At 53.6% G+C, this 20123-nt stretch carries 17 protein-coding genes; 15 read left to right on the top strand and 2 right to left on the bottom strand.

Features of this window, described 5'->3' with window-relative positions:
• Positions 1-75: 75 nt before the first annotated feature.
• The 3 genes from QZJ86_RS12390 to QZJ86_RS12380 all read left to right on the top strand — a co-directional run bounded on the left by QZJ86_RS12390 (position 76) and on the right by QZJ86_RS12380 (position 4209).
• Positions 76-1779, top strand: coding sequence for an ankyrin repeat domain-containing protein (locus tag QZJ86_RS12390; RefSeq protein ID WP_301670732.1), 1704 nt, complete (start codon positions 76-78; stop codon positions 1777-1779).
• A gap of 19 nt (positions 1780-1798) precedes the next feature.
• Positions 1799-3478, top strand: a complete 1680-nt coding sequence (locus QZJ86_RS12385; RefSeq protein ID WP_301670731.1) for an ankyrin repeat domain-containing protein — start codon at positions 1799-1801, stop codon at positions 3476-3478.
• 218 nt (positions 3479-3696) lie between these two features.
• Positions 3697-4209: a hypothetical protein gene (locus tag QZJ86_RS12380; protein WP_301670730.1), complete on the top strand. Its 513-nt coding sequence runs from the start codon at positions 3697-3699 to the stop codon at positions 4207-4209.
• A gap of 46 nt (positions 4210-4255) precedes the next feature.
• Here QZJ86_RS12380 and leuB read toward each other — a convergent pair whose 3' ends face one another.
• Both leuB and QZJ86_RS12370 read right to left on the bottom strand, forming a co-directional pair.
• Entirely contained in the window at positions 4256-5362 is a 1107-nt protein-coding gene (gene leuB / locus QZJ86_RS12375; protein WP_301670729.1) for a 3-isopropylmalate dehydrogenase, read from the bottom strand.
• 198 nt (positions 5363-5560) lie between these two features.
• Positions 5561-7072 (bottom strand): alpha-isopropylmalate synthase regulatory domain-containing protein, encoded by a 1512-nt coding sequence (locus QZJ86_RS12370; RefSeq protein WP_301670728.1) that lies wholly within the window; start codon positions 7070-7072, stop codon positions 5561-5563.
• A 419-nt stretch (positions 7073-7491) separates the two neighbouring features.
• Between QZJ86_RS12370 and QZJ86_RS12365 the strand changes: the two genes are divergently transcribed.
• The 12 genes from QZJ86_RS12365 (at position 7492) to QZJ86_RS12310 (ending at position 20107) form a co-directional block, all read left to right on the top strand.
• The gene (locus tag QZJ86_RS12365) at positions 7492-8589 is read left to right on the top strand and encodes a DUF2817 domain-containing protein (protein WP_301670727.1); all 1098 of its coding nucleotides are present in this window, start codon (positions 7492-7494) and stop codon (positions 8587-8589) included.
• Positions 8586-9713 carry a GNAT family N-acetyltransferase/peptidase C39 family protein gene (locus tag QZJ86_RS12360; RefSeq protein WP_301670726.1) on the top strand — a complete coding sequence of 376 codons (1128 nt, stop codon included), beginning with the start codon at positions 8586-8588 and terminating at the stop codon, positions 9711-9713. The genes QZJ86_RS12365 and QZJ86_RS12360 overlap by 4 nt, the downstream gene beginning before the upstream one ends.
• A 102-nt stretch (positions 9714-9815) precedes the next feature.
• Positions 9816-9971 carry a hypothetical protein gene (locus QZJ86_RS12355; protein ID WP_301670725.1) on the top strand — a complete coding sequence of 52 codons (156 nt, stop codon included), beginning with the start codon at positions 9816-9818 and terminating at the stop codon, positions 9969-9971.
• A 127-nt stretch (positions 9972-10098) separates the two neighbouring features.
• Positions 10099-11283: an alanine transaminase gene (gene alaC / locus QZJ86_RS12350; RefSeq protein ID WP_301670724.1), complete on the top strand. Its 1185-nt coding sequence runs from the start codon at positions 10099-10101 to the stop codon at positions 11281-11283.
• Between the two features lie 37 nt (positions 11284-11320).
• On the top strand, positions 11321-12631 hold the full coding sequence (locus QZJ86_RS12345) for a homoserine dehydrogenase (RefSeq protein WP_301670723.1): 1311 nt from the start codon (positions 11321-11323) through the stop codon (positions 12629-12631).
• 3 nt (positions 12632-12634) lie between these two features.
• On the top strand, positions 12635-13729 hold the full coding sequence (gene thrC, locus QZJ86_RS12340) for a threonine synthase (protein ID WP_301670722.1): 1095 nt from the start codon (positions 12635-12637) through the stop codon (positions 13727-13729).
• Positions 13730-13898: 169 nt separating this feature from the next.
• Positions 13899-15083 (top strand): AAA family ATPase, encoded by a 1185-nt coding sequence (locus QZJ86_RS12335; RefSeq protein WP_301670721.1) that lies wholly within the window; start codon positions 13899-13901, stop codon positions 15081-15083.
• Between the two features lie 38 nt (positions 15084-15121).
• Positions 15122-15649 carry a DUF4276 family protein gene (locus QZJ86_RS12330; protein WP_301670720.1) on the top strand — a complete coding sequence of 176 codons (528 nt, stop codon included), beginning with the start codon at positions 15122-15124 and terminating at the stop codon, positions 15647-15649.
• Positions 15650-15661: 12 nt separating this feature from the next.
• The gene (recJ, locus tag QZJ86_RS12325; protein ID WP_301670719.1) at positions 15662-17407 is read left to right on the top strand and encodes a single-stranded-DNA-specific exonuclease RecJ; all 1746 of its coding nucleotides are present in this window, start codon (positions 15662-15664) and stop codon (positions 17405-17407) included.
• Between the two features lie 6 nt (positions 17408-17413).
• Positions 17414-18955 (top strand): ArnT family glycosyltransferase, encoded by a 1542-nt coding sequence (locus tag QZJ86_RS12320; protein WP_301670718.1) that lies wholly within the window; start codon positions 17414-17416, stop codon positions 18953-18955.
• Complete coding sequence (locus QZJ86_RS12315; RefSeq protein ID WP_301670717.1) at positions 18936-19646, top strand: phosphatase PAP2 family protein; 711 nt, start codon at positions 18936-18938, stop codon at positions 19644-19646. Before QZJ86_RS12320 ends, QZJ86_RS12315 begins: the two co-directional genes overlap by 20 nt.
• A complete protein-coding gene (locus tag QZJ86_RS12310; protein ID WP_301670716.1) occupies positions 19643-20107 on the top strand; it encodes a YaiI/YqxD family protein in 465 nt (154 codons plus the stop codon). The genes QZJ86_RS12315 and QZJ86_RS12310 overlap by 4 nt, the downstream gene beginning before the upstream one ends.
• The last annotated feature ends 16 nt before the right edge of the window (positions 20108-20123 follow it).

Genomic DNA, 20123 nt, shown 5'->3' with positions numbered 1-20123 from the left:
GAACCTTGCACCTGCGGACCTCAAAACCTGGTAGGGATGCCGGTATGTACCACACCATTTACGCTTGGAGGGCCAATGCCCAAACTGTTTATCTGCCATGCCTCGGAAGACAAAAAAGCCATTGCCGGGCCGCTTGCGGAACAATTGCGACAGGCCGGCTATCAGGTTTGGTACGACGAATACGCGTTAAAACTGGGCGACAGCTTGCGGCGCTCTATAGACAAGGGGCTGGCCGAAGCCGATTATGGCATCGTGATTTTGAGTCCGGCGTTTTTTGCCAAAGCCTGGACCAGTCTGGAATTGGGCGGTTTAACGGCGTTGGACGTGCAGTGCAAAAATGCGATTCTGCCGGTCTGGCATCGAGTCAATCGCGCCGATGTCGAGCGGTTTTCGCCGATGCTGGCGGACAAATTGAGTATTTCGACAGACGGTGGCGTGGCGGCAGTGGTCGCCGGCATTCAGCGGGCGGTACAGGGCATGCCGCCGGCACCCAAAAAGCGTAAACGATTTCCGGTTATTTCTGTTCGTGCCATCCTGGTTTCGGTTTTTTTGATGATTCTGGGAGTCGGTGCGGTTCAGCTGTATTCGAAAATGCTGGCGCCACAACTGGCCAAGGCCAAGCTCGATGCGCTGCCTTTGGCATATACGCCCGGAGTCTTTATTGAAAATGCCATTCAAGGGAATCTTGGGGCCGTCAGTTTGTTTCTGCAGGCGGGTATGAATCCGAATATCCATGCGTCTTTGGTCATCATCAATGCGCCCGAAGACGGCACGGCGCTGATGTTTGCCGCCTACAGGGGGCATATTGAAGTCATGCAAGCCCTGTTAAATGCGCATGCCGATGTCAATGAACGCAATGACAACGGTGATAGCGCTCTGGATTGGGCGGCTTATGGTCGACATCCGGAAGCGATTCAGGTTTTGCTGAATGCCGGTATCGATAACAAACTGAAGGACGAAGCCGTTGGTATTGCCGTAAGAAGCGGAAGTATGGAAATATTGCACCTACTTTTGGAGAGCGGGGCTAAGTTGGATCGGGCAAAGGCTCAGGATTTACTCAGCGGTGCGGTGAGTTATAACCATAACCCGGAAATCGTGAAATTCCTGCTCTCCTTCGGTATCGATATAAATGCCAAAATTTCTGACGGCAATAGCGCGTTGCACTATGCGGCCCGAGATGAAAACTCCTTGCCTACTCTTTCTGTGCTATTGGCGCATGGTGCGAATATCAATGCCCGGAATGACAACGGCGAGACGCCGATCATGGACGCGGACTCCCCGACGGTGTTGCGAGTCTTGATTGCCGGCGGCGCGGATGTCAACGCCAAGGACAATCGGGGCAATTCCGTGCTGACAGCGTTTTTCGGCAGAAATATTGCAAAAAACGATCTGGAACAGATCATTAAGACCTTGATCGAGCGTGGCGCCGACGTGAATGCGCTGGTTAAAGAGCCGCCGATCAGTCCTCTGATTGAACTGTTGTCGCGCCAGGACTATGACGATCTATGGCTGCTCAATTTGCTGATCGACAATGGCGCGGACGTGAATTTTAAAGACGATCAGGGCTTTACGCCATTGATGAGTGTGTTGATGTATTTTTCCGACCTATGGGGTGAAGAAGATTATGAATGGCTGATTGCCAAGGTGAGCAAGTTGCTGGAAAAGGGTGCAAAAGTTCAAGACAGGGCCGCGGACGGTAAGACGGCACTGAAGCTCGCCGAAAAATTACCCAAGGGTACCAAAACCCGCGTGTTGAAATTGCTGCAAAACCGAATCTAAACCGGACGGGGGATAAGCCATGTGGGATGTCTTCATCAGTCACGCATCAGAAGATAAGGATGAGATCGCCAGACCCTTGGCCGATGCCTTGGTGGGCGCCGGCTTACGGGTCTGGTACGACGAATTTGCGTTGAAACTGGGTGACAGCCTGAGCGGCACGATCGATCACGGTCTGGCGCAAACTCGTTACGGGATCGTCATTCTCAGCCCGGCATTTTTTGCGAAGGAGTGGCCAAAACGGGAATTGGATGGCTTGAATAGCCGGGAAATCAGCGCCGGGAAAGTCATATTGCCGGTGTGGCACAAGGTTAGCCGGGTTGAAGTGGAACGGTTTTCGCCGATATTGGCCGATAAACTGAGCGTGTCCAGCGACCAGGGGCTGGCTGCCGTCGTGCACGACATTTTGCAGGTGTTTCATGAAGGACCAACACCCGCACAGGCCAAAACCGGCGCCGGACGTATCAAAAAACGCACACTAGTCATCGCTACAATTTCTTGCCTGATGCTTGCGACTGCGGCATGGTTTTATACGGAAGTGGCCGGGCCCGCCTACGCTCGCGCCAGACTGGATGCCTGGCCATTGGAATATTCGGCGAACAACTTCGTCATTCGCGCCGATCAGGGCGATCTGGCGGCCGTCAAATTATTTTTGGCGGCCGGTATCGACCCGAATTTGCCGGCATCACTGCAAGGCGGTATTACGGCGCTGGAGGTTGCCGCCTTTAAAGGCCGAACCGATGTGATGGAAGCCTTGATCAAATGCGGCGCCAAGGTCAACAAATGGGTAGGAGGCAACCATGCGCTGATGTCGGCAGCAAACGGTGGCCAATTGGCGGCCGTGCAACTTCTGTTGGCCAACGGTGCCGAAGCCGATGCTATCGATAAGGCGATACACTCGGCGACAATTGGCGGTAATCCGGAAGTGATGCGGACCTTGTTTGAGCATGGCGCCAAACTCAGTGCGGATGAAGGTGTCGGTGCGTTGCATGACGCAGCCTTCCGCGGTCACACTGCCGTGATTGGCTTGTTGTTGGATCACGGCGTCGATGTCAATGGCAAGGAAAACGATGGCTCGGGATTCTCGGCTTTGGTATACGCCGTTCGCGACGATCATATCCCGACTGCCAAGCTGTTGCTGGAACGAGGTGCCGACATCAATATACGGGACAACGACGGACAGACACCGTTGATGTGGGTTCTCACGCATGAAGAAACGGCACGCTTTCTGATCGACAAAGGCGCAGATATTCATGCCAAAGATAAACAAGGTGTGTCGGTACTGGCTCATGCTGTCAGTCAGGTGCCGTATGGCTCGGAGCCTATCGTCGACCTGTTATTGGCGAGTGGTGCCGACCCAAATTTGCCGGCTGACAACGGCGGGACACCGCTGATGGCGGCTCTGAGTTCATCTAAAAGTGTCGATGTAGTCGAAAAGCTGCTCGAGAAGGGAGTGGAAGTCAATGCCAAGGATCAGCACGGTTACACGCCGTTGATGTATGCGCTGAAATATCAGGATTTTTCTCGCTCGGCCCGACACAAAGAACCGCTGGCGGATGTAGTACGGGCGTTGTTGCGGCGCGGCGCACGGGTTGGCGATAAAGCCGATGACGGCGAAAACGCGTTAAGTCTTGCGAAACAACTGCCCGCCGAAGACCGGAAACGGATTGTCAAATTAATGCAGTCCGGCGCGAAAGCCTGACGATTGATCCTATGCGATTAAATATGCGCGAATTTTGAAACCAGATAGGTTTTTAAACAAGAGATAATGTGGGGCGACCAAGGTTTTCCGGAAAATCCCGGTTGATAGGCAATGTTTTTTCAAGAAAGGCTCGCGATAGCGGATAATGCGCGGCTGACTAAAACGCTCCCTAGGCTTCGACCACAATAACTGCCCATAGGCCGGCAGAATTATGCACCATGACTTTATTACTCAAATACCTCGCTCTTTGCTTCTTTAGAAATAATCCCCTCGATTTAATGCCGCCCAAATCCTTCATGTGGAAGGTGGTGGCTTTCTACCTGATTTCCGGCATCGTCGTCGAAAGTCTGATCGCCGATCCCGCCGACGGTACGCTGGAAGTGTTATTAAGAACCTTTATGGCGTTCACCACCATCGGCGCATTCTTGCTGATGACAAAAAAATGGCGTTTATTCAATCAGGTATACACGGCCATCTTTGTCTGCGAAAACTTTATCATGACGCTAGCTATCGGCGGAGAAATGCTGGATTACGTGATGGTGATGCAACACTGGGAACGTCGGGAGGAAATATCCATTGCCGTCGCGGTGTTGTTGGTGGCTTGGTATATCGCGATCGTCAGTTATATTTTCAGGCAGTTTTTTGCCTATCAAACCAGTCGTAGCGTGATTTCGGCGTTCAGCTATTTCGTGTTGACTTACGGGCTGCCGATGATGTTTATGGATATTTAAATCAGAAATAGGGGATAGCCAGGCTATCCCCTTGAATGCCTGCCAGTTAAACTTTAGGCATTTGCCGCAGCTTTTCGACCACTTTATCGCCGAACTCGACAGTGCTGATCATCGTCACGCCGCTGCCGGGCTTGGACAAATCGGCGGTGGAATAACCGTCGGCAAATACGCCCTGCATCGCTGCCCAGACGTTTTTGGCTTCAGCTTCCATATCGAAGCTGTTTTCCAGCATCATCGCCACCGAACCGATCATCGAATACGGGTTAGCGATGTTTTTGCCGGCGATATCCGGCGCCGAACCGTGCGAGGGCTCGTAATAGGCTTTGTCGGGACCGATGCAGGCCGATGGCATCAAGCCCAAGGAGCCCAAAATACCGCCGCCCTGGTCGCTGAGAATGTCGCCGAACATATTTTCCATCACCATCACGTCGAACTGGGTGGGTTTCAGGCACAGCGCGGTAGCGGCGGCATCGACTAGCATATTCACGACTTGTACATCGGGATATTCTTTCGCCACTTCTTCCATCACTTCATTCCACAACACGCTGGATTTCAGCACGTTACTTTTATGGATGTTGTGCAACAATTTTCGGCGCTTGCGGGCCAGTTTGAACGCTTGCTGCATGATTTGGAAAATTTGCGCTTCGTCGTATTCCAGCGTTTCGCGGACATAGCGCAAACCGGCATCGTTGACGCCCATTTCTTTCTCGCCGAAATACAGGCCGCCGACCAATTCGCGGACGATCATCAAGTCGATGCCTTCGCCGATGATTTCCGGCTTCAAAGGCGAGAAATGCGCCAGGGATTTTGGCAGCGACACCGGCCGGAAGTTGGCGTAGGTGTTGTAACGGCGACGTAGCGGCAACAGCGCGCCGCGTTCCGGCTGCTCGTCGATAGGAATACGCTTGGAGTCTTCGTGACTCAAACCGATCGGGCCTTTCAAAATTGCATCGGCTTCGTCGCAAATGGCTTTGGTTTGATGCGGAAACGCCGAGCCGGATTCGAAATAAGCGCAGGCGCCGAATGCGGCTGGCAACAATTCAAATGTCACATCGTTACGTTCTTCGATGACTTTCAGCACTTTTACGGCTTCCGCGGTGATTTCGGGGCCGATGCCGTCGCCGGCCAGTATTGCGATTTTGTAGTGTTTCATGGTTTCGCTGGTTGTAGGTGAATTAGAAAGGGTTTTAATACTGTTTGTTTCCGATACATCGTTCCCACGCTCCGGGTGGGAATGCCGTTTGAACCGCTCTGCGGTTCGGGACGCTGGAGCGCCCCTACCGGGTTCCCATGCAGAGCGTGGGGACCATAAGCGGAAGTTATCTTTGCCGAGATATTTAACGGCACTCGGTTACGAAGTCGCCGCCATTTCATGCAACTGAATGTTGATGAGTTTAATCGTCGCCAAAATCCCGGCAAACACCTGATTGACATGCACGCCGCGGGTTTTACGCAATTCGCTGCCGCAATCCCAGGTGATCACGCATTCGGTCAGTGCACTGGTGTGACCGCCCTTGGGTATGCGGATTTCATAATCGGCCAGGGTCGGCAAGGTGTAATCGTAATGTTGCAGCACCTTGCCAATCGCATCGATAAACGCATCGAAGCCACCGCTGCCGGCGCCGGTGGTCTGATGTTTCTCGCCTTTTACCTCTACCCGAATACTAACTGTGGATGGCAAATCCAATCCGCTACTAATCGAGCAAGCTAATAATTCGATGTGTTGATAATTCTTGCTTTCCAATACATCGGCGATGATGAATGGCAAGTCGTCGGTCGTGATGGTTTGTTTGGAGTCGCCGATACTGACGATGCGCGCCAGAACTTTTTTCTGGTCTTCTTCCGACAGATCCAGTTCCAGCTGTTCCAGGTTTTTCTTCAGCGAGGCCTTGCCGCTCATCTTGCCCAGCGCATAGCTGCGAATCCGCGAAAAGCGTTCCGGCCCCAGCTTGGTTTTATACAAGCCGCCTTTTTGGTCGCCGTCGGCATGAATGCCGGCGGTTTGCGTGAACACATCGGCGCCGACGATAGGGGCGTTGGCGGCAATGCGCTTGCCGGAGAAGTTCTCGACCATCTCGCTGATCCGCACCAAATGGCTCTCGTCCACGGACAATTCCATCGCCATTTTGTCGCGCAGTACCACCGCTACTTCCGCTATGGAGGCATTGCCGGCACGCTCGCCCAGGCAGTTGACGGTGCAATGTACGGCGCTGACGCCGGCCCGCACCGCGGCCATCACATTGGCTGTGGCCAGACCGTAATCGTTGTGTGGATGGAAATCGAATTGCAGCGCAGGGTAGCGCTGGCACATATCGCTAAAGCTCGCATACACCTCGTCCGGCGACATCACGCCCAAGGTATCGGGCAGCATGAAATGACTGATCGGGCTGTTTTGCAAGCGCTCCATCAAGCCATAGACATAATCGCGGCTGTCTTGATAGCCGTTCGACCAGTCTTCCAGATAGACGTTGATTTTCAAGCCCTGTTCGTGGGCATAAGCAATGGTTAGCAACACATCGGTGCTATGCTGATCCAGCGTCTTGCCAAGTTGTTCGCGGCAATGTTTTTCACTGCCCTTGGCCAGCAGGTTGATCACCTTGCCGCCGGTCGATTTGATCCAGTCTACGCTACGAGTATGGTCGACAAAACCCAGCACTTCGACTCGCTCGGCAAAACCTTCGTGCTGCGCCCATTGATTGATCAGGCTGACGGCTTGTTTTTCGCCTTCCGAAACCCGCGCCGATGCCACCTCGATCCGGTCGACGCGCAAATTTTGCAACAAAGCCTTGGCGATGCTGACTTTTTCCATCGGCGTAAACGCCACGCCCTGGGTTTGCTCGCCGTCGCGGAGCGTGGTATCCATTAGCTGGATGTGTCTTGAATTTGTGAGCATAACTGCTAGCTGTAGTCGATGTGGCTTGTAGTTTTATTTATTGGGCGCACATGCATGAGCGGTCCCAGATTTTTTTTGTACATGGTCTTTTTCATAGCGTATTCCCCAGCGTGCAGTGCCGCTACATAGAGCCTATGGCGAGTTACAAGAGGTAAGCGGCGTCATAGTATGGCTATGCGTAACGGGCCATTTTCCTCTAAAAGCCCTAGAATTTGCAATTTAGCGTCTGTTCATGGCCGAAAATCTAGTGCGAGGGGCGAGAGCGTGGAAAACAATGCAGGTGTAACGAAACGGTGACTATTGGTTGGTTAAGCATAAAGCTATTGCTTGCGCTGTAGCGGTTTGCCACACTGTAACGCTGCCAATATCCGAAATTCCAGGGGACTTTTATGAGTTTGTCTAATTACGGGGCCGAAATCGATACGGGTGTATTCCCAGCCAGTTATGCGCTTGGCCGTACGCAGTGGTTGCTAGAAATAGCCGAGCTGGGGTATTCGTCGCAGCATAAAGCCTATGCTTGTGCAGGTCTTGGGCCGGACGGCGAGGTGCTGGCGACCGACACGCTATGGCTAGGTGCGCCGGAGGCAGACAGTGTGGTCGTAGTCCTCGGTGGCACTCATGGCGTGGAAGGCTTTGCCGGTAGCGCGGTGCAGATCGATCTGTTGCAAGGCCTGAGCAAAGGCCGGTTGTCTATCCTCGAAGATTGCGCTTTATTGCTGGTTCATGCCTTGACGCCTTGGGGCTACGCCTGGTCCCGGCGCTGCGACGGCGACGGCGTGGATTTGAATCGCAATGCGGTGGATTTTTCCCGGCCCTTGCCGACTAATCCGGATTACGATTGCTTGCGGCCGGCGATTTTCGAGGCGGATGTCGAGCAAAGGCGGCGGGCTTTCGCCGAGTTCAGCCAACAACACGGCCGTGCCGCGTTGGAAACCGCCATTAGCGGCGGGCAGTATCGCGATCCCGACGGGCCGTTTTATGGCGGACAGGCGCCGGCTCACGGTCGCCTGGTGTGCGAAGACTTGATCAAACAATACGCCCTGCATCTGCGCCGTTTAGCGGTGGTTGACTTGCATACCGGGCTGGGGCCTTACGGTTACGGCGAGATCATTTGCGATCATGCCCCGGATAGCGCCGGTGCGGCGGTTGCCCAGCGTTGGTACGGCGATTCGGTGACCTTGCCGGCGGCCGGCACTTCCAGTTCGGTGCCTAAACTAGGCTTATTAGATTATTTATGGCATGGCGTGATGGACAGCCACAGTTGCTATGTCACATTGGAATTCGGCACGTACAGCACCGACCAATTATTCGAAACCCTGCTGCGCGATCATCAGTTATGGGCGCATGCGGATAGTGGCGACTCCCGTTTCGCCCATAGTCTGGCGATGCGTCATCATTTTTGTCCCAACGATGGCGCCTGGCAGGAAATGGTGTTGTTTCGCGCCCGGCAGGTGATTCGTCAAGCCTTGCAAGGGGTAGGCTCTTGAGTGCTTTACCCGCGTTCAACGCCAATTTGGCGATTCGTCCGGCGCAACTGCGCGATCTTGGCGGCTTGGTCGCTTTGGAAAACGCCAGTTTTTCCACCGATAAATTGAGCCGGCGCAGTTTTCGGCACTGGTTGACGACCGAGCACCGGGCCTTGTTGGTCGCGGAAATTGAGCAACGCGTGGCCGGCTACATTTTGATCATTTACCACCCCGGCACCCGGCTGGCGCGGATCTATTCGCTGGCGGTATCACCGCAGCAGCGGGGCAGTGGCATTGCCAAGGCGCTGATGACGGCCGGCGAACAAGCCGCCCAGGACGACGGCCGGCTGTATTTGCGGCTGGAAGTCAGTGTCGATAATTTTCCGGCCATTAGACTTTACGAGACGCTGGGCTTTCAGAAATTCGGCGTATACCGGGATTATTATCAGGATCATAAAGATGCCTTGCGTTATCAAAAACGCATCCGCCTTTACCGCGATAAACCCCGGCACCGCTCCGTACATTGGCTCAGGCAAACCACGCCGTTTACCTGCGGGCCGGCGTCGTTGATGATGGCGATGCATGCACTCAATAAAAATTATTTGCCGTCGCGGGAAGAGGAAATCGAACTATGGCGGGAAGCGACCACGATATTCATGACCTCCGGCCATGGCGGCTGTCACCCGCTGGGTTTGGCGTTGGCCGCGAAACGCCGGCAATTTAGCGTTGAAGTCTGGATCAACCAAGCGGGAACCTTGTTCATCGACAGCGTCCGTAGCGAGGACAAAAAACAGGTGGTCGAACTGGTCGACAATTGTTTCAAACGCGATGCGGAGCTGCAGGACATCGCCGTTCATTACGCCAACATTACCCAAGGCGAGCTGATCTCCGCGTTCGAATCCGGGGCGATCCCGCTTATTTTGATCAGCACCTTCGCGATGGATCGCAAGAAGGCGCCGCATTGGGTGGTGATGAGCGGTTTCGACGACGACTGTTTGTACATGCACGATCCCGATCCGGAAGAGGGTAGGCAAAACGAACTGGATTGCCAGTTTATCCCGATTGCTCGCGAGGATTTCGAGCGGATGTGCTGTTTCGGGAAGAGCCGTTTGCGGACGGCGGTGATTATTCGCGGCGACAGGTAATTTGCTAGGCGGGGCTAAGCATTTGGCAGCTTTTCGTTCTCAGGAGGTCTGGCAAACGTTACAATTAACGCCGTTACGATTATTTGCTAAAGAGGTTTAACGATGAGCGCGCAACACCCCGACGACGGCAGTAAAAAAGTTAAAAATATTGCCGCCGTGCTGTATTTGTTAGTGTTGACCTTTTTGGTCGGCGGTTCCTATCTGCATCAGCAACAAACAGACGCTACGTTGGCCGCGTCGGCCGCCGCCAAGCCTTAATAGAAGAGTGGATAGCGGTTTTCTAGTTGATCCGGCCGTCCCGAAATTGACATCGTTCAGCAACAACAGTACCTTAGCCGGTTTTGTTTAGAAGCTGTCTTCAAAACCTGAATCTCAAGAGTCTTTAATGGAAGAATTTCATCGCATCAGCCGCCTGCCGCCTTACGTTTTTAACATCGTCAACGAACTGAAAGCCAAAGCCCGTGCGGAGGGCGAGGACGTGATCGACTTCGGCATGGGTAATCCGGATCAGCCCACGCCCAAGCATATTCTCGACAAGATGCTGGAAGTGGCGCAACGCGATGATACCCATCGTTATTCGGTATCCAAAGGCATTCCGCGTCTGCGCAAAGCCATTTGCGGCTGGTACAAAAAACGTTTCGACGTCGATCTGGATTTCAATACCGAAGCCATCGTCACGATCGGCTCTAAAGAAGGCTTGTCGCATCTGGCCCTGGCGACCTTGGGCCCTGGCGATGTGGTGTTGGTGCCTAATCCGGCTTACCCGATACACCCTTATGGCGTGGTGATCGCCGGTGCGGATATTAGGCATGTGCCGTTGACACCGGGTACCGATTTCTTCGAAGAGCTGCGTAAAGGCATCGCCGAATGCTGGCCCAAACCGAAGATGTTGATCCTGAACTTTCCGGGCAATCCGACCTGCCAATGCGTGGAACTGGATTTCTTCGAGAAAGTGGTGGCGATTTGTAAAGAACACGGTATCTGGATCGTCCACGACATCGCTTACGCGGATATCGTATTCGACGGTTACGTGGCGCCGTCGATTTTGCAGGTAGAAGGCGCGAAAGACATCGCCGTCGAGTTTTTCTCGCTATCCAAAAGTTACAACATGCCGGGCTGGCGGGTTGGATTCATGTGCGGCAACCCGACGCTGGTAGCGGCCTTGACCCGGATTAAATCCTATATGGATTACGGCACTTTTACGCCGATTCAGGTGGCTGCGATCACCGCATTGGAAGGTCCGCAAGATTGCGTGAAGGAAATCTGCGATATGTATAAGGCGCGCCGCGACGTGTTGTGCGACGGCTTGAATGCGATGGGCTGGCATGTCGAGAAACCCAAGGCGACCATGTTTGTTTGGGCCAAGATTCCGGAAGCCTATCGGGAAATGGGTTCGATTGAATTCGCCAAAAAATTGATCATCGACGCCAAGGTGGCGGTGTCGCCAGGCATTGGATTTGGTCAACACGGCGACGATCACATTCGCTTCAGCTTGATCGAAAACGAGCACAGAACCCGGCAGGCCTTGCGCAGCATCCGCAATATGCTGAAAAAAGACAACGTAGTATAATCGCCGCCATTTTTGGGTATAACGCTAGGAGTCAGGTTTGAAGCCGGTAACAGTTGGGGTTTTGGGATTAGGGACCGTCGGTGGCGGTACCGTCAACGTGTTGAAAAGGAATGCCGGGGAAATCGCTCGCCGGGCCGGCCGTGAAATCGTCGTCACCCGTGCGTCGGCGCGCGACCTGAGCCGGGCGCGGATTTGCGACACCGACGGCATTGCCTTGACCAGCGACCCGTTCGAGATCGTCAACGATCCGAACATCGATGTGGTCGTCGAATTGATCGGCGGCTACGATCTGGCCAAACAGCTGGTGCTGACTGCAATCGGCAACGGCAAGCACGTGGTCACAGCCAATAAAGCCTTGATCGCCTTGCACGGCAACGAAATCTTCGCGGAAGCCAGCAAGAAAGGCGTGATGGTCATGTTCGAAGCGGCCGTGGCCGGTGGCATACCCATCATCAAAGCCATCCGCGAAGGTCTGGCCGGCAACCGTATCAAATGGCTGGCCGGCATCATCAACGGCACCGGCAATTTCATCCTCACCGAAATGCGCGACAAGGGCCGCGATTTCGCCGACGTGTTGGCGGAAGCTCAGGCACTGGGTTACGCCGAAGCCGATCCAACTTTTGATGTGGAAGGCATTGATGCCGGTCATAAATTGACCATTTTGGCGTCGATTGCTTTTGGCATTCCGCTGCAATTCGAGAAAGTCTTCACCGAAGGCATTACCAAAATTACCCGCCTCGACGTCGAATACGCCGAAGCGCTGGGTTATCGGATTAAAAATCTGGGTATCGCTCGCAAGACCGACGCTGGCATCGAGCTGCGTGTGCATCCGACTTTGATCCCCAAACGCCGCTTGATCGCCAATGTCGATGGTGTGATGAACGCGGTGTTAGTGTGCGGCGACGCGGTCGGACCCACCTTGTATTACGGCGCCGGCGCCGGCGCGGAGCCGACCGCTTCGGCGGTGGTGGCCGATCTGGTGGATGTGGTCAGGGCAATGACCAGCGACCCGGAAAACCGGGTGCCGCACCTGGCTTTTCAAGCCGACGCTATCGTCGATATTCCGGTATTGCCGGCCGATGAGATCAAAACCGCTTACTACCTGCGCCTGACCGCCGAAGACAAGCCCGGCGTGTTGGCAGACGTCAGCCGGATACTGGCAGCGCACAACATCAGCATCGAAGCGCTGATTCAAAAAGAGCCGCTACAAGGCGAGACTTCCGTACCCATCATCATGCTGACGCAGCTAACGCTGGAAAAAGAAATGAACGCGGCGATTGCGGCCATAGAAGCGCTGGCGACAGTCAGCGGCAAAGTGGCGCGGATTCGCTTGGAAACTTTAGGATAAACAATGGCAAACCAAACACGCTACACAGGCATCATCGAACGTTACCGCGACCGCTTGCCGGTCTCCGCCGCCACCCGGCTGATCAGTCTTTGCGAGGGCAACACCCCGCTGATCCAACTGCAAAATATCCCCAGATTGATCGGCAAGGATGTCGATATATACGTGAAATTCGAAGGCTTGAATCCGACCGGTTCGTTTAAAGATCGTGGCATGACCATGGCTGTCACCAAAGCCGTGGAAGAGGGCAGTCAGGCCATCATTTGTGCGTCCACCGGTAATACTTCCGCCGCTGCCGCCGCTTATGCGGTGCGGGCCGGCATTAAAGCCTTCGTATTGATTCCGGAAGGCAAGATCGCGTTGGGCAAATTGGCGCAAACCTTGATGTATGGCGCGCAGATTATTCAGATTAACGGTAATTTCGACGCCGGCATGGACATCGTCAAGAAAATTACCGACCATGCCCCGGTGACCATCGTTAATTCGATCAATCCGTTTCGATTGGAAGGCCAAAAAACCGCGGCTTTCGAAATCGTCGATGCGCTGGGCGATGCGCCCGATTTCCACTGCTTGCCAGTCGGCAATGCCGGCAATATCAGCGCTTACTGGAAAGGTTACAAGGAATACTCGACCGATAGCGAAACTCATAAAGCCGTTACCAATAAACGCCCGGTAATGTGCGGCTATCAAGCCGCCGGCGCGGCGCCGTTTGTCGGCGGGGCGATGGTCGATCATCCGGAAACCGTGGCCACCGCGATACGCATCGGCCATCCGCAATCCTGGGATTTGGCCTGGAACGCGCAGAAAGAATCCGGCGGCTGGTTTGCCGCATTTGCCGATGAGCAGATTTTGGCGGCGCAAAAAATGCTGTCGCAATTCGAAGGTATTTTCTGCGAACCGGCTTCCGCCACCTCGCTGGCTGGCGCCTTGCATGACATCGCTAACGGTAAAATTCCGGAAGGCAGTAAAATCGTCTGCACGCTGACCGGCAACGGCATCAAGGACCCGGATATCGCGATTAGCCAATGCAAGGATAATCACCCGGTGACCATAGACGCCACGCTGGATGCGGTGAAAAAGGCGATATTGGACAATATGTGAATTTCTCGTTTTAGGTGCTTGACGAAAGCCGGCATTATGTCGGCTTTTTAGTTTGCCTATCCAACCCTTTACCGAAACCACCTTGGCAGGAATAAGTCGACACCAAAGTTAGTGGAGGCTTTTGCGACCGAGTGTGCACTAATAACAGATACCACGCTGGAGATTCTGGATGCATATTGAATCAATCGAGATCAAGAATTACCGGCTGTTCCGGCATGCTAAATTGCAGGATATACCGCGCTTATGTGTGCTGGTGGGGGCAAACGGAACAGGTAAGTCGACATTGTTCGATGTATTTTCATTTCTGAAAGATGCCCTAGCCATGAATGTCGGCAAGGCGGTGGCGAAACGAGGCGGTTATAAGGAACTGGCCAGTCGTGGATTTGCCAGGGAACCCATAGAGTTAACGTTGCAATTTCGCCTGCAAATTAGCGGTTATGAACGTTTGGTGACCTATGCGTTGAAATTTGAACCCGATGCCTCTGGTCGGCCCGTGATCGTCAGGGAAATTTTGCGTTATAAACGCGGCGCGAGCGGTAAACCTTTTCATTTTCTCGATTTCGCTTACGGCAAAGGATACGCCATTAGCAACGAAGAAGATTTTTCCAAGACTGATGAGGCATTGATTCGCGAAGAGCAGGAGTTGGATGCCGTCGATATTTTGGCAATTAAGGGCTTGGGGCAATTCGAGCGCTTTAAGGCGGCCAGTGCCTTCCGTTTGATGATAGAAAATTGGCATATTTCCGACTTCCACGTTTCGGATGCCAGGCCCAGTCAGGAAGATGGCTTTGCCGAACACCTGTCGACTCGCGGCGACAATTTGCCACTCGTTGCCAGCTATTTATTCGAACATCATAAAGATCGTTTCAATCGTGTCATGCAGTCCATGCAGCAGCGCGTACCGGGGGTGACGTTGGTTGAGCCTAAGCAAACCGAAGATGGGCGCTTGGTATTGCGTTTCCAGGACGGCAGCTTTAAAGATCCGTTCATCGCCCGCCATGTGTCTGACGGCACGATCAAAATGTTTGCCTATTTAGTGCTGTTGAACGATCCGAATCCCTACCCGTTACTGGCTGTGGAAGAACCGGAGAACCAGCTTTACCCGGAGTTGTTGCCGGAATTGGCAGAAGAGTTTCGCGACTACGCCCGGAGAGGCGGACAGGTCTTTATTTCTTCGCATTCACCGGATTTTTTGAACGCGCTGTATTTGAATGAAATTTACTGTTTGCGTAAAGCCAGCGGCTTCTCAGACTTCACCAAGGCCAGTGACTCGTCGAATCTGCTAGCACTGTTCGAGGCGGGAGATTTGCCGGGTTACTTGTGGAAACAGGGTCTGTTCGAAGGCTTGAATTGATGCAGGGACGATTGATTTTTTTACTGGAAGAGCCTTCCATGAAGGCTTTACTTGACGGCCTATTGCCGCGTTTGTTTCCTGGTTGGATTGTCGAGCAACATTTCAAATGTATCCCTCATCAAGGCAAGAGTGACCTGGATGCCAGCATTCCGCGTAAGCTGAAGGCATGGCAGATTCCCGGAGATCGTTTCGTGATTGTCAGAGATAACGATAATTTGAACTGCGTGGATTTGAAAGCTCGGTATGTAGCGCTGTGCCAAGTTTGCGGGCGACCGGAAACCCTAATTCGTCTGGTGTGCCAAGAGCTGGAGAGTTGGTATCTCGGCGATTTACAGGCTTTGGGAGAGGCTTTTGCCAATCCCAAACTGGATAACATTAAGTTGCGCAAACGTATTGCTGATCCAGATCAATGGCAAAAGCCATCGCATGAGCTGGCGCGGATCGTTCCTGGCTTTCAGAAAGTCGGCGCGGCCCGTGCGATGTCGCAAACTCTGGTTGAAACCCGAAACTGCTCGCGTAGTTTTCAGGTCTTTATGCAAGGTGTGCGGCGGCTTGCCGGTGAGTGAGTTTGAGCTGATATGTATCTGCAAAGCGTTAAAAAAGCCATCGTACCTCGGCCCGAGCTGATCAAAAATCCGCATTTCGGCGAGATGGACCTGGTGTTGCAACGGATTTTCAACAGCCGAGGCATACAGCATGCCGAGGAACTGGATCGCAGTCTGGCCAGCTTGCCGTCGCCCTGGTTGTTGACCGGCATGAAGGAAATGGTCGAGCATTTGGTCTTGGCGATCAAACAGCAGCAAAAAATTACCGTGGTCGCCGATTTCGATGCCGACGGCGCTACCAGCTGCGCGCTGGCTTTGAAAGGCCTGGCCTTGCTCGGGGCGAAAACAGTGGATTTCGTGGTGCCCAATCGTTTCGAGTATGGCTACGGCCTGACGCCGGAAATCGTCGAACTGGTGAAGCGGCAAAGCCCGGATATCATCGTCACGGTCGATAACGGCATTTCCAGTATCGACGGCGTCAGCGTCGCCAAGGCCGCCGGCATCAAAGTGTTGATCACCGACCATCATTTGCCTGGGTCGGAATTGCCGGATGCCGATGCGATCGTCAATCCCAATCTGCCCGACGATAAGTTTCCCAGCCGGCATATCGCCGGCGTGGGCGTGATGTTTTACATCCTGATGGCATTGCGGATACGCTTACGCGAATTGCATTGGTTCGAAAAACAACAACTTCCGGAGCCGAATCTGGCGCGCTTGCTGGATTATGTGGCGCTGGGCACCGTGGCCGATGTGGTGGCGCTGGACCAAGTCAACCGGATTTTAGTGCATCAAGGTTTGCTGCGGATACGCTCCGGCCAATGCCAGCCCGGCATCAAGGCCTTGGCAGAGGTGGCCGGCAAACAGTTAAACGTTATACACGCCACCGATCTGGGCTTTAGCATCGCGCCGCGCCTGAACGCAGCCGGGCGGATGGACGATATGTCCTTGGGCATCCAATGCCTGCTGACCGAAGACGCCGGATTAGCCAAAGACATTGCCGAGCAGTTGCATGCCTTGAATCAGGACAGAAAAGAAGTCGAAGGCCAGATGAAGACCGAAGCGATGGCCTTGCTGGCGGAAATGAAAGCGCTGGACGAAAAGCACGTGCCGGCCGGCGTGTGTCTGTACGATGGCAATTGGCATCAAGGTGTGATCGGTATCCTGGCTTCGCGGATCAAGGATAGGTTGCACCGGCCGGTAATTGCTTTCGCGCCCACCGACAACGGCGACATCAAGGGTTCGGCGCGTTCTATCAATGGCGTGCATATCCGTGACGTACTCAGCGAAATCGCCGCCAAGCATCCGCAGATTTTGAGCAAATTCGGCGGCCACGCAATGGCGGCCGGATTGACGATCAAATTGCACGATTATCCGCATTTTGCGTTGGCGTTTGCCGAGACGGTGGCCGATAAGCTGTCGCAGGTCGATCTGGAGCAGAAGGTCTATTCCGACGGCGAACTGGACGACCGGCATATGACGCTGGCGTTTGCCGAAATCCTCCAGCAATCGGCGGTATGGGGGCAAGCCTTTCCTGAGCCGGTATTCAACGGCGTGTTCGATGTCATTCAATGCCGGATCGTCGGTCAACAACATTTGAAGATGGTATTGCGCTTGCCGTTTAGCGGCCAGTTGCTGGATGCCATTGCTTTTTTCGTCGATCATCCGGAAAGTTGGCTGGGTTGCCGGAAAATCAACGCGGCTTATAAACTGGATATCAACGAGTTTCGCGGCCAACGCAGCCTGCAATTGCTGTTGCATTATCTGGAGAAATGGGAGTAGACGCCTATGTCTGAGAAATTGTTAGGTTGGATAGCTGATCACAGCTTGGCGCTATTGCTGGCGATTCTGTTCGTGCGCGGTGGATTTTTGCTGATCAACGGTTTTGATTTGATCGGCGACGAGAGCTATTACTGGGATTGGTCGCGGCAACCCGATTGGTGTTATTACAGCAAGCCGCCGATGGTGGCCTGGTTGATCGGCGCTTTCACCTGGTTATTGGGCGACCATACCTTCACGGTGCGTCTGCCGGCGCTGCTGCTAGGCACGGTGTTTCTTTGGTTTTTTCACGCTACGGCGCGGGCATTTTACGGGGCGCGTGGTGGTGCGATGGCCTTATTGCTGGTATTGGCGACGCCGATCAATGTGTTGGCCAACTTCCTGATGACCATCGATCCGCCGCTGTACTGCTTCTGGATGATGAGTATTTATTACTTGCGGCGAGCGCTGTTCGATGCTGACCAGCGCGCCTGGCTCTGGGCCGGTTTGGCTAGCGCGGCGGCGCTGCTCAGCAAACAATCGGCGCTGATTTTGCCTTTAATGTTGCTGGTGTTTCTGTTGCAGGATAGTCAGCGGCGCCACCTGTTGAAAACTCAATTTTGGTTATATTTGCTGCCGATTGTCGTCGCGGCCGTGCCAATCGTGTGGTGGAATCTGCAGCATGACTGGGTGATGTTCGGGCACAGTAAAAGCCACTTCGGCAATCATGAACCGGTCGATTTGGCGAAGCATTTACAGTGGGCCAGGGATTTTCTGCTCTATCAGATTTTGCTGGTGTCGCCAGTGATATTTGTGCTGGTGGTAACGAGCGGTTTGCGGGCTGCCTTTAATTTTAAACGCTTGTCGGCGGAGCAACGGTTTTTACTGTTGATGGGGCCGGCCTTGCTACTGGGTGTTTTGCTTTTAAGTTTTCTGCAAAAAGCTCAGGGCAATTGGCCGATGCCGTTTTATTTTAGCGGCTTGATTTTATTGGCCGGCAATTGGTTGGCCGGTGCCTGGAAAAAATCCCTGAAATTCGGCTTATTACTGGGTTACACAATGGTGGCGATGACCTATGTGTTGCCGATTGTGATACAAGCTTTAAATTTGCAGCATACCGCTTTCGATCCGACCAAGCGCTTCAAAAGCTGGCAGGAGTTGGCGGTGAATATTCATTTCGAACGTCTGATCAGTTTGCCTGACCCGGAGAACACCTTTGTGGTAGCCTTGGGGCATCGTTATTTGGCTAGTCAATTGGCTTTTTATCTACCCGATCATCCGAAAGTGTATCGTTTCGAGCAGAGCGGGCAGGTAGGCTCGCAATATGAAGTGTGGCCGGGGCCGCTGGAATTTGTCGGCAAAAACGGCTTTGTGATTGGTCAATCCAGCGAGGAAAGTTTGCCCACGGAATTGAAAGCGGCGTTTCAAAATTTTCGGTTTCTGGCGCAAATCCCCAACCCGAGTAACCCTAACGCGCCGTATTATCTATATTTAGGCGAAAACTTGAAGTTTTGGCCGGAACCCACCAGGCAAACACTGGACAAGGATGCATATGCCCCATCGGAAAATTAAGCGCGCCCACTGGGAGTTGCTGGCGGTGTCGTCATTAGCGTTGCTAACGACGCTGGTATTTTGGTCGACCGATCTGGATTTACGGCTGGCCGAGCTGTTTTACCGGCCGGAAAGTTTCGGCGATGTCTGGCCGTTTCAACATTGGTGGCCGTGGCAATTGCTATACGACTACGCCTTTCCGTTTACGGTGTGGTCCGGCTTGATTGCACTAGCAGTTTATGTGCTGAGTCATTTTAATGCTTACACCCAGCGCTTTCGGCGGCGCGCATTGTATATCTTATTGGTGATTGCCTTGGGGCCGGGCTTGGTGGTTAATCTGGTGGTCAAGGATCATTGGGGGCGGCCGCGTCCGGTGCATGTCACCCAATTCGGCGGTGAGCACACCTATGTGCCGCCCGGTAAATTGGGTCATACCCCGGATAAGTCTTTCGTCTGCGGTCATTGTTCAGTCGGCTATACGTTTTTTGTGCTGTATTTTCTGTCGCAGAATCACAAGCTGGTTTACTTCTTACTGACGCTGGTATTGGGGTGGACCTTGGGATTTACCCGGATGACCTCGGGCGGACACTTCCTGTCCGATATTTTATGGTCGGGATATCTGGTGTTTCTGGTGGCGTTTGCGCTGTATTACGGCTGGTTTATTCGTGTCAAGCCCGTCGCTAAATCGACCGCCAAGTTGGGCGATACATGACGCCGACCATTTGGGTGGATGGGGACGCCTGCCCCAATTTGATCAAGACCGTATTGTTTCGCGCGGCGCAAAAAAGACAAATCCATTTGTTGCTGGTTGCTAATCACTCGCTGGCGACGCCGTCTTCCCGATATATCAAAGCGATTAGGGTTAATGGCGGCTTCGATGTGGCCGACGATTATATCGTCGAGCATCTGCAGGCCGGCGATCTGGCGATTACCGGCGATATTCCGCTGGCCGCTAAAGTGATCGCTAAGCAAGGCTTTGCGATCAATCCGCGCGGCGAAATATACAGCACCGAGAATATCGGCGAAAAATTGGCGATGCGCGATTTCATGGCAGGACTGCGCGATAACGGCTTAATGTCCGGCGGCGCGGCGGCCATGGCGGCGAAAGACGTGCAAAATTTCGCCAATGCGCTGGACCGATTTCTAACGACCCGACTAAATATAACAGGCTGAGTTTTCAGGGTTAGCT

It is taken from the genome of Methylomonas montana, assembly GCF_030490285.1.
GTDB lineage: Bacteria > Pseudomonadota > Gammaproteobacteria > Methylococcales > Methylomonadaceae > Methylomonas > Methylomonas montana.
Note: the sequence above shows the minus strand (reverse complement) of the source record. Positions and strands in the feature narration are given on the sequence as shown.

Coding starts and splice junctions, on each gene's coding strand:
- QZJ86_RS12390 (WP_301670732.1), top strand. CDS start 76: ATGCCCAAACTGTTTATCTGCCATGCCTCGGAAGACAAAAAAGCCATT.
- QZJ86_RS12385 (WP_301670731.1), top strand. CDS start 1,799: ATGTGGGATGTCTTCATCAGTCACGCATCAGAAGATAAGGATGAGATC.
- QZJ86_RS12380 (WP_301670730.1), top strand. CDS start 3,697: ATGACTTTATTACTCAAATACCTCGCTCTTTGCTTCTTTAGAAATAAT.
- leuB (WP_301670729.1), bottom strand. CDS start 5,362: ATGAAACACTACAAAATCGCAATACTGGCCGGCGACGGCATCGGCCCC.
- QZJ86_RS12370 (WP_301670728.1), bottom strand. CDS start 7,072: ATGGATACCACGCTCCGCGACGGCGAGCAAACCCAGGGCGTGGCGTTT.
- QZJ86_RS12365 (WP_301670727.1), top strand. CDS start 7,492: ATGAGTTTGTCTAATTACGGGGCCGAAATCGATACGGGTGTATTCCCA.
- QZJ86_RS12355 (WP_301670725.1), top strand. CDS start 9,816: ATGAGCGCGCAACACCCCGACGACGGCAGTAAAAAAGTTAAAAATATT.
- alaC (WP_301670724.1), top strand. CDS start 10,099: ATGGAAGAATTTCATCGCATCAGCCGCCTGCCGCCTTACGTTTTTAAC.
- thrC (WP_301670722.1), top strand. CDS start 12,635: ATGGCAAACCAAACACGCTACACAGGCATCATCGAACGTTACCGCGAC.
- QZJ86_RS12335 (WP_301670721.1), top strand. CDS start 13,899: ATGCATATTGAATCAATCGAGATCAAGAATTACCGGCTGTTCCGGCAT.
- QZJ86_RS12330 (WP_301670720.1), top strand. CDS start 15,122: ATGAAGGCTTTACTTGACGGCCTATTGCCGCGTTTGTTTCCTGGTTGG.
- recJ (WP_301670719.1), top strand. CDS start 15,662: ATGTATCTGCAAAGCGTTAAAAAAGCCATCGTACCTCGGCCCGAGCTG.
- QZJ86_RS12320 (WP_301670718.1), top strand. CDS start 17,414: ATGTCTGAGAAATTGTTAGGTTGGATAGCTGATCACAGCTTGGCGCTA.
- QZJ86_RS12315 (WP_301670717.1), top strand. CDS start 18,936: ATGCCCCATCGGAAAATTAAGCGCGCCCACTGGGAGTTGCTGGCGGTG.
- QZJ86_RS12310 (WP_301670716.1), top strand. CDS start 19,643: ATGACGCCGACCATTTGGGTGGATGGGGACGCCTGCCCCAATTTGATC.